This window comes from Vibrio sp. 10N.261.52.A1, from assembly GCF_002876325.1.
GTDB lineage: Bacteria > Pseudomonadota > Gammaproteobacteria > Enterobacterales > Vibrionaceae > Vibrio > Vibrio chagasii.
Window position 1 is genome coordinate 1 of the sequence record NZ_MCYD01000756.1, and the last position, 9,743, is coordinate 9,743.

8 protein-coding genes are annotated in these 9,743 nt (G+C 45.3%); 3 read left to right on the forward strand and 5 right to left on the reverse strand.

Going from position 1 to position 9,743, the window contains the following annotated elements:
- Positions 1–101 precede the first annotated feature (101 nt).
- The 3 genes from BCT81_RS15580 to BCT81_RS29335 all read left to right on the forward strand — a co-directional run bounded on the left by BCT81_RS15580 (position 102) and on the right by BCT81_RS29335 (position 3,620).
- The gene (locus BCT81_RS15580; RefSeq protein ID WP_102425021.1) at positions 102–1,898 is read left to right on the forward strand and encodes an ATP-binding protein; all 1,797 of its coding nucleotides are present in this window, start codon (positions 102–104) and stop codon (positions 1,896–1,898) included.
- Between the two features lie 120 nt (positions 1,899–2,018).
- Positions 2,019–3,368, forward strand: a complete 1,350-nt coding sequence (locus tag BCT81_RS15585; protein ID WP_102425022.1) for a sigma-54 dependent transcriptional regulator — start codon at positions 2,019–2,021, stop codon at positions 3,366–3,368.
- Positions 3,369–3,446: 78 nt separating this feature from the next.
- Positions 3,447–3,620, forward strand: coding sequence for a hypothetical protein (locus BCT81_RS29335; RefSeq protein WP_008218379.1), 174 nt, complete (start codon positions 3,447–3,449; stop codon positions 3,618–3,620).
- Between the two features lie 54 nt (positions 3,621–3,674).
- Here the strand turns inward: BCT81_RS29335 and BCT81_RS15590 are convergent, their stop codons facing one another.
- The 5 genes from BCT81_RS15590 to BCT81_RS15610 all read right to left on the reverse strand — a co-directional run.
- On the reverse strand, positions 3,675–5,036 hold the full coding sequence (locus tag BCT81_RS15590; protein WP_008218377.1) for a TRAP transporter large permease: 1,362 nt from the start codon (positions 5,034–5,036) through the stop codon (positions 3,675–3,677).
- A gap of 2 nt (positions 5,037–5,038) precedes the next feature.
- Positions 5,039–5,764, reverse strand: coding sequence for a TRAP transporter small permease (locus BCT81_RS15595; protein WP_061033665.1), 726 nt, complete (start codon positions 5,762–5,764; stop codon positions 5,039–5,041).
- A 66-nt stretch (positions 5,765–5,830) separates the two neighbouring features.
- Complete coding sequence (locus tag BCT81_RS15600; RefSeq protein WP_102425023.1) at positions 5,831–6,826, reverse strand: TRAP transporter substrate-binding protein; 996 nt, start codon at positions 6,824–6,826, stop codon at positions 5,831–5,833.
- A 364-nt stretch (positions 6,827–7,190) separates the two neighbouring features.
- Positions 7,191–8,558, reverse strand: coding sequence for a GTPase HflX (gene hflX / locus BCT81_RS15605; protein ID WP_102425024.1), 1,368 nt, complete (start codon positions 8,556–8,558; stop codon positions 7,191–7,193).
- A gap of 259 nt (positions 8,559–8,817) precedes the next feature.
- Positions 8,818–9,743: ATP-binding cassette domain-containing protein (locus tag BCT81_RS15610; RefSeq protein WP_102425025.1), on the reverse strand; the 926-nt coding region annotated here is incomplete at its 5' end.

The following is a 9,743-nucleotide window of genomic DNA, read 5'->3' on the forward strand; positions in this document are numbered from 1 at the left end:
TCTGCTGGCTCTCTATTTTCAGCAAAAACTACCGCTAATTGCTGTGATGAATGAGAGAAAGCAGGCTTTATATTGTCGCCCCGATTTAGCGGAGAACCAGCATGTTTCAAGCTTCGAGAATTCGTATCCTGTTATTGATCGCCTACAGCGTTTTGATGATCCTTGGTGGTCACTGGGTATGGAATACGAGCCATCAAAGTTTGTTAAATGATCACCAATCTAACTTAGACCGCTTTTCCGTTCACATTGCCAGTCAATTGGATAAGTTCGCTCATATCCCTGAGCTACTTTCGAAGGATAAAGAGCTGGTTGATGCCCTGCACTCACCAAGCAACACTGCTCAAATTGAACTCACCAATCGCTATCTAGAGCACGTCAACACTGTTATTCAGGCGTCTGACACCTATTTATTGGATAGCATCGGTACCACTATCGCAGCCAGTAACTGGAATCTAAAACATTCTTTTGTTGGGCGTAACTTTGCCTTTCGCCCTTATTACCAACAAGCCATTCAAGGACATGAAAAGCAGTACTTTGCTTTAGGTTCGACTTCAGGAAAGAGAGGCTACTATTACTCTTACCCGGTCTCTTATGCTGCTGAAATCATTGGTGTAATTGTGGTAAAAATGAATTTATCTTCGATAGAAGCAAGCTGGCAAGGCAAACAGAGCTTTTTTGTCGCGGATGATAAAGACCAGATTATCTTTATGTCTAGCAATCCTGAATGGCTATTCAAAAGTCTTCAGCCTCTCGACAATGCACAACAAGCTCGCATTCGGGAGAATCAGCAATATCTCGATACCCAAATTGAAAGCCTCCACTTCTCTGGCGATCTAGAGGGCGCGACCAGCAGCATTCGTTCATCTCATCCTTTAGTTAGAGAAAAGTTTTTTACCTCTTCACGCTTTCTACCTGACCCTGGATTAACGGTCAGGGTCTTCTCCCCTACCCACTTGGTTTGGTGGGATTTGGTCGCCTACATGGTGGTATTAAGCTTAGTATTCGCGATCATTTATCTGGTCATTCAGCTTAACCTTCATCGCCAGCACCGACGCGCACAGATAGACCGACTCCAGTCTGAAGCTAACCAAAAGCTTGAGTTTCAAGTGCTCGAAAGAACCTCTGAGCTGCATGGAGAGATCAAGCAACGTATCGAAACCGAGCAAGTATTGAGACATACCCAAGACGAGCTCATCCAAGCAGCCAAGCTAGCGGTATTAGGCCAGATGTCAGCCAGTATTAGTCACGAATTGAATAACCCACTCGCTGCCATTCGTAGTTATGCAGACAATGGGCGATTGTTTCTGGCCAAAGAGAAAACAGACCGAGTCGATGACAACTTATCACGTATCTCAGCACTCACCGATCGCATGGCGAAAATCAGCCACCAGCTTCGTTCATTTGCTAAAAAGTCGACTGCGGAAGAACTGCATACCTTACAAATATTGCCCATTCTTCACTCCTCTAAAGAACTGATGAAGCCACAGTTCAAAAGCGAGCGAATTAACCTTAATGAGCTACCCGAAACCTTCGATGCCTGTGTACTCGCTAACGCCATTCAACTGGAACAGGTGATTATCAACTTACTCACCAATGCTGTTCAGGCAATGGAAGACCAAGAGGATAAACAATTAGCCATCTTGTTAGAAATCAAAGAAACGGATGAGGCTCAAGATAACACGCTGCTGATTCACATCGATGACAACGGGCCTGGCTTTACGTCTTCATCAAGCGGTAACTTTTTCGAGCCTTTCCATACCACCAAGAAGAACGGGCTTGGGTTAGGTTTATCCATATCTCAGCAAATAATCAGTGGGATCAACGGCAAGCTCACGACAGGGACCAGTCCACAAGGTGGCGCTCGATTTAGCATCAAATTACCGCTTATCGAGCAATAGCAGCAAAGACGAAAAGAATAAAAACCAACATACTAAATAAAAAAACAGACTGAGTGAGTCCGTTCAAATACGGCCTAACAAACTCAGCGATAATCAGCATAAAAGAGTAAAGGAATAACTATGTGTCACGTCTATTTCATTGATGATGAATCCGAACTAAGAATAGCGAATGAGCAGAGCTTTGAGCTCGCGGATATTGACGCCGAATTCTTTCCCGATGCGGAATCAGCTTTGCTCGCGATTCAAGAGAACGGGTTACCTCATGTGATCATTACCGATATCTGTCTACCCGGTATCTCTGGCCATGACTTGCTCAACACTGTCATGCATAAAGACAAAGAGATTCCCGTCATCATGATCACAGGGCATGGTGACATCTCGATGGCAGTGCAAGCGATTCAAGACGGCGCCTACGATTTTATCGAGAAGCCTTTTGCCAATGAGCGCTTAATCGAGACCACCAAACGCGCCATTGAAAAGCGCCAGCTGACCTTGGAAAACCTTGAACTCAAACGCTCACTCAAAGCCAGTAAAACCCTTGGACCAAGAATCATTGGTGATACTCAGTCCATGACTGAGCTTCGCTCTGTGATTACCCATGTCGCTGACACCAACGCCGATATCTTGTTATTTGGAGAGACAGGCACAGGTAAAGAGCTGGTCGCGCGCTCCCTGCATGAGCAAAGCAGCCGCAGAGAACAAAACTTTGTCGCTGTAAACTGTGGTGCCGTTCCTGAAAACCTAATTGAGAGTGAGCTCTACGGTCATGAAAAAGGCGCATTCACAGGTGCAGAGAGTAAACGCGTGGGTAAGTTTGAGTTTGCTCAGGGCGGAACCCTGTTCTTGGATGAAATAGAATCTATGCCGATGCAAGCACAGATACGCCTACTACGTGTGTTGCAAGAACGCGTTATCGAAAGGGTGGGCTCAAACGGTTTGGTACCTCTGGATATCCGCGTCATTGCGGCCACTAAAGTCGACCTAAAGAAGGCTGCTGAAGAAGGCACTTTCCGCCAGGATCTCTATTATCGACTTAACGTTGTGACCTTAGATTTGCCACCATTAAGAAGCAGACAAGAAGACATCCCTGCCCTGTTCCATCATTTCTTGTTGGTCGCTGCCGCTCGCTATGGCAAAACCGCCCCTGCTCTACCACAAAGTGAATTACACGCCCTTTTAGCGCATGATTGGCCGGGAAATGTGCGTGAATTACGTAATACTGCAGAACGTTTTGTCCTTTTAGGTAAGCTTTCTCACCTATCAGACAACGCTAATACAACCGCCAAAGAAATGTCTTTGGCCGAGTTAGTATCAGAATTTGAAAAAAACACGTTAAAGCAAGTGCTTATCGAATGTAACGGTAGTATCAAAGAGACAATGGAAAGGCTGCAGCTACCAAGAAAAACCCTCTACGATAAGATGCAAAAACATCAGCTATCTAAAGAGTCATTTAAGGTAGAATCAAACTAAATTAGATTTGCGAGCAAGATCACCTATACTTAATTCAATAACAGGACGTTATGCAATAAATGTAATAAGGATATGGCTATGGGTGAGAAAACTAGAGTTCCTTCGATTAGCGATACTTTCGAGATAGATGGCATTTACTATACCGATGAACATCTCGACTTAAACACGCCAGAATTAGAAGCAAAAAGAGCGCTATACGAACAGATCAATCCTCATGTTAAGCGAGGAAGACATATAGATGAGGAGGTCTAACGACCTCCTCTTTTTTTATGAATTAAATTCCATTCTAATAAAAAGCTAAAACAACTACTTAGTGATTATTTCCGGTCCCATCAGGGTGGTTGGTAACCATGTCGATACCCAAGGCACGTAAGTTACGATTATCAAGAACAGGAACATTACGCCAACCCAAGGCAGCGCCGCTTTGACCACATTCATCATCGACATCTTGGCAACCCCTGCAGTTACAAACAAGTTGAGTCCCACTGGCGGTGTTATCATCCCTATTTCCATGTTCACCACCATCATGATACCAAGGTGAATTGGGTCAATACCGAGTGCTATAGCAATTGGGAATACTAGCGGAGCAACGATGATCAGAAGGCCTGATGGCTCCATGAACTGACCACCAATCAAGAGCAGTACGTTCACCACAATCAAGAAGGTGATCGGCCCTAAGCCCGCCGATAGCATAGATTCGGTAATCATCTGAGGAATACGTTCTTCTGTCAGCACGTGCTTCAAAATCAGAGCATTAGCAATGATAAACAGCAGCATGATCGTCAGCTTACCCGCATCATAGAGTGTGTCTTTGGTGTCTTTATGAAAGAAGGTTTGGAACACTTTAACCAGCGCTGGCTTGGTGTTGCTCTTATCCGCAAACGGCCCCATGTCTTTATAGATAAAGTTGGCAATAAAAAAGGCATATACCGCCGCTACTGCTGCTGCTTCTGTCGGGGTAAAAATACCACCGTAGATACCACCAAGAATGATGACGATCAGTAGCAACCCCCAGCTTGCGTCTTTAGCGGCTGCGAACATCTCACCCCAACCCACAAATGGTTGCGCTGGAATCTTCTTAATACGTGCTGCAATGTAGATAGCGATCATCAACATCACACCAGCCAACAAACCCGGGATCACGCCACCAAGGAACATACGACCTACCGATACATCGGTTGCCGCCGCGTATACCACCATTACGATCGATGGCGGGATCAAAATACCCAAAGTGCCTGCATTACAGATAACCCCTGCAGCAAACTCTTTCGAATAACCGTTTTTGATCATACCTGCGATAACGATACTACCGATCGCCACTACCGTCGCAGGTGAAGAGCCAGACAACGCTGCGAACATCATACATGCCACAACCGACGCCATCGCCAAGCCACCGCGGAACCAGCCAACCATCGCGATAGCAAAGCGGATAATTCGTTTCGCTACGCCACCAGTAGACATAAAGCTCGAGGCCAAGATAAAGAAAGGAATCGCTAACAATGTGTAGTGGCCAGCAAAGGCGTTAAACAGAGTTTGTGCGACCGATGCCAATGACGCATCTGAATGCATCAACAAAAACAGGATGCTTGATAAACCTAAGGAAATCGCAATTGGCACACCGACCAACATAAAAGCAATTACCATCAAAAATAGAAATAACATTGCCATGATTAGTCTTCCTTACCGTTAGGCTTTGTACCCGACGCGCTGGTCTTGTTGTTCGTAGTCGAATCCAATACTGCAGTCGCGTCTTCGTCAGAACCCGCAAGTACATCCGCTTTCAACGCATCCAACTCTTCTTCGGCTTCATGACCTGCAATCATGCGGTCGAGTTTGCCCGTCACAACTTGGTAAGCAACTTGAATGAATCGGAACGTTAGTAATGCCATACCAATCGGCAACGCCATGTAAGGGATAAAGCGTGGTAGTTTCTCGTATCGCTCACCTTCATTCAGCCAGTCAGCTAAGAACTGCAGCATCTCTGGCATTGGGATATCATCGGTTTCATACCATGCGCGATCAGTCGCGAATGGGTACCAATAATTCCATGAACCGATGAGAAGTAAGATTGAAAAGGCAAGACAGCTAGTGACGGCAATTAACGCGTACACTTTGCGTAGCTTTTCAGGGGCAAGGTTGATGATGACATCAACACCAATGTGAAAGTGTTTTTTAACGCCGTAAGAAGCGCCAACCAGTACCATCCATGCAAACATGAATACCGTCAGTTCCAATGCCCATAAAATGTTGTCATTGAACGCGTATCGAAAGACCACGTTCGCAAAAGTTAGTAGGGTCATTGCACCCAGAAAGAAGGCTATTAAAGACTCTTCAATTAAATCGGTGACTCTTCCGACTTTGGAAAATAAAGACTGTTCCATTTGAGACTGTTCCATAAAATGCTCCGCTTATAATTGTTTTAATAAAGGGCAGCGGTAGGGAGCCGCCGCCCTATAGCGGTGTTATTGGTTTGAAGCTAATGCTGCATCGATAAGATCTGAACCGATGTCTTTTTCAAACTTCTTCCATACTGGTTGAAGTGCTGTTACCCATGCTTGACGCTGTTCAGGCGTCAACGTACGAACCTCACCACCAGCTTCGATGATGTTATTTTTGTTCGCTAGGTTAACTTTTGAAGATTCAGCGTTACGAGTTTCAGAGACTTCTTGGACGATGGTGCCAAGCTGTGTACGTACATCTTCAGGTAGGCCTTTCCAGAAGTCGTTTGACGTTACGACTAGGTAATCCAAAATGCCGTGATTGGTTTCAGTCACGCCGTCTTGTACTTCGAAGAACTTCTTACCGTAGATGTTTGACCAAGTGTTCTCTTGACCATCGATAACCTTAGTTTGTAGGCCGCCGTATACTTCTTTAAACGACATTTTCTGAGGGTTAGCACCTAACTGCTCAAACTGAGCTACCAATACGTCTGACGCTTGAACACGGAACTTCAAGCCTTCTGCATCTTCCGGGCTGATAAGCGGTTTGTTTGCAGACATCTGCTTCATGCCATTGTGCCAGAATGCCAAGCCTTGCAGACCACGACGCTTCATTGCGTTCTTCAGCTTTTCACCAGATTCTGAGTTTTGGAAACGGTCAACGGCTTCTACATCTTCAAACAGGAACGGAAGGTCAAAAATGCGGTATTTCTTAGTAAACTTCTCAAATTTAGACAACGAAGGTGCCGCCATTTGAACATCACCATTTAACAGGGCTTCCAGTACCTTGTTATCATCGTAAAGCGTCGAGTTAGGGAAAACTTGCATACAAGCTTTACCATTCATTTCCGTGTTTACTCGCTCTTCAAGTAGAGAAGCAGCGATGCCTTTCGGGTGCTTATCCGTATTGGTTACATGACTGAATTTAATCACGATTTCACCTGGGTCACAGTTTGCAGCAGCATTAAAACTGGTGAGTGCCAGAGCAGATACAGACAGCAGGGTAAGAGGCTTAAACATTATTATTCTCCTTAGTAAAAAGCAGCCCTTCAATGGGAACTGCGTGATTTCACTAAGGCAATTAGCGCGCCACATTGACACAAATCATTAACAACCCTTTAACCATAAGGCTTGGTAATATCGAGCCGCTCATCAGGGAACTCAGCCAATAATATTAATGGGTGGGAAATGACCCATAGAATATTTATAAATGGGTGAGAGTTGACCAAACTATCAATGATGAAATAGAGATTTAGAGGACAAATAGAGGTTAGGAGGAAAAATAAAGGCCACCACTTCGGTAAACAAAATGGCAGCCTTATATAGAGATTCTTTCGAGTTGGTTATCTCAATAGGATATTGAAATATTATCTTAAACAGATGATTACGAGTTCTGCATACGCTTTTTAAGTCTTGCTAAATCAATAGCACTTGAGCGTACTGTCAGCTTAATGCACTCGTAGTCGTACTCTTCCTTCACCACACTCATATTAGAGCGGATCTCACCGATGATGCCTTGCCCAGAATAAGGAATGGTGATCTCTTCTTCGATCATTCCTTGCTCAGCCACACCCACGATGTACTTGTGCAGTTTAGTGATATCGATCGGGTCACGAGTCGAGGTCAGCATTGCATCAGGGAATTCGTCCATCAACGCAAGCTGCTGCTCTTCACTCAATCTATCGCACTTGTTGAGTACCAAGAGTTTTTCACTGCCTTCAACACCCACTTGCGCTAATACTTCATGTACCACATCAAGCTGCGCGCGGAATGAAACGTCAGACGCATCAACCACATAAAGCAGTAGTGACGCGTCGTGTGCTTCTGCAAGCGTTGAGTGGAATGAAGCAACCAGATCATGTGGCAGCTTCTTGATAAAACCAACCGTATCTGAGACTAGAATACGCGGCTGAGTGATCGGCTGAAGTGCACGAACCGTGGTATCTAGGGTTGCGAACAGCTTGTCTTCACCACTCACTTCGGTTGCGGTCATTGCACGCATCATCGAAGATTTACCCGCGTTGGTGTAACCAACCAGAGCAACAGTGAAAAGTTCCGAACGCTGTGTGCGTCGGTTCTTCATTTCATCTTGTACACTTACCAGCTCACGCTTAAGCGCAGCAATTTGGTCTCGAACTTTACGACGGTCAAGCTCTAGTGAGGTTTCACCAGCACCCTGACCCATTTGACGTTCTTTGTCACCGTCGGCTGTTTCACGAAGTCGAGGTACTAAGTAATTTAGACGAGCAATTTCTACTTGCAGACGTGCGGTACGAGTGCGAGCGTGGCGACTGAAAATTTCGATGATGATACCGGTGCGGTCAAACACTTCGACACCTAAGTGAGCCTCAACATTGCGTAGTTGAGATGGGCTCAAATCACAGTCAAATACCACAACATCAGCAGTACCAAACTCCACCTCTTCAGATGGCAGGTCATCAAAATCGAGTTCATCAATACCAGCATGAAAATCAAAAGACTCATCAATGAAGTCTTCGTCTTCCACTTCTTGAATCGAACCTTGGTAACCGGTTAGGTGAGCAATTTCTGCAAGCTTACCGGCACCCAATACGTTTTGTCGTTGGGTTGAACTGTGGTGTTGTGACTGAGTACCGACCACTTTAAACCCTAAGGTTGTCACTAATCGAGCAAGTTCAGCAAGAGACTCTTTTGCTTCGTCACCTTTAAAATCAGGTGTCGTAATTGAGATAAGTAGAGCGTTACTAGCGGAGGGTTTTGCTGTTAGTTTCATGTTTTATTCTGTCTATGCACAAAAGTGCACCTAGTATTGGGTCTAAAGTAGCACGATCCTACGCTGTTCTCAGTCCGCTTTATAGAGCTAACCGTGACTAATTGGCGATATTATTTCAGTTAATCTGATTATCTCGTTTATCCCTCTGTTTTCACGAAGAAATAAAACAACAAAAAAGACAGCATCACGTTACTTATTATAAGTTAGTGATACTGCCTTTGTTTAAGCTTAGCCTCTCATTGGACTACTGACTCAAAAACTAGAAATCAATTCTTGCTTCAGTCTGTGCATCAAAGAATACCGCTTTCGACAGGTCAAAATGCAGCGGCGCCATTTGCCCTACCGACACTTCAAATTCCGGTGATAAGCGACACGCCACTTCTTGGTCGTTCACCTTCACCATCGCAATCGTATCTGGCCCTGTCGGTTCTAGCACTTCCAATTGCAAATCCAGTTTAGTGGTTGCAGACAGATCATCGCCTTGCTGCTCAGTAATGTGCTCTGGACGCAGGCCAATCACAACTTCTTTGCCGTCTTGTTCACGCATGCTTTGTGGCAGACGAATATGGTGTTCCTGATCCGCTGTACCAATAACTTTGATGATCGGGTTCTGCTCTTCGTCGAGATCCACCATGGTCTTGATAAAGTTCATCGATGGTGACCCCATAAAGCCTGCCACAAACATGTTGCTTGGCTTAGTGTAGATCTCTTGCGGTGTGCCTAACTGCTGCAATTCGCCATCTTTCATTACCGCAATACGGTCTGCTAGTGTCATCGCCTCGATTTGGTCATGGGTTACATAAACAATCGTAGTGTTGAGCTTTTGATGAAGGCGCTTAATCTGGTGGCGCATTTCCACACGCAGCTTGGCATCCAAGTTAGAAAGCGGCTCATCAAACAAGTACAGCTTAGGACGACGCGCCAGTGCTCGTCCCATCGCTACGCGCTGACGCTGACCACCCGATAGCTGCGATGGTTTACGATCAAGCAGTTGTTCGATTTGCAACATTTCAGCGACGCGATTCACTTCAGCATCGATCTCGTCTTGAGGCATCTTACGGATCTTCAAGCCGAAGGCGATATTGCCGCGTACCGTCATGTTTGGATAAAGTGCGTATGATTGGAATACCATGTTCATACGTTCGTCGCCAATGTACAAATCACCGGAAGTGATGTCTTCTAGAC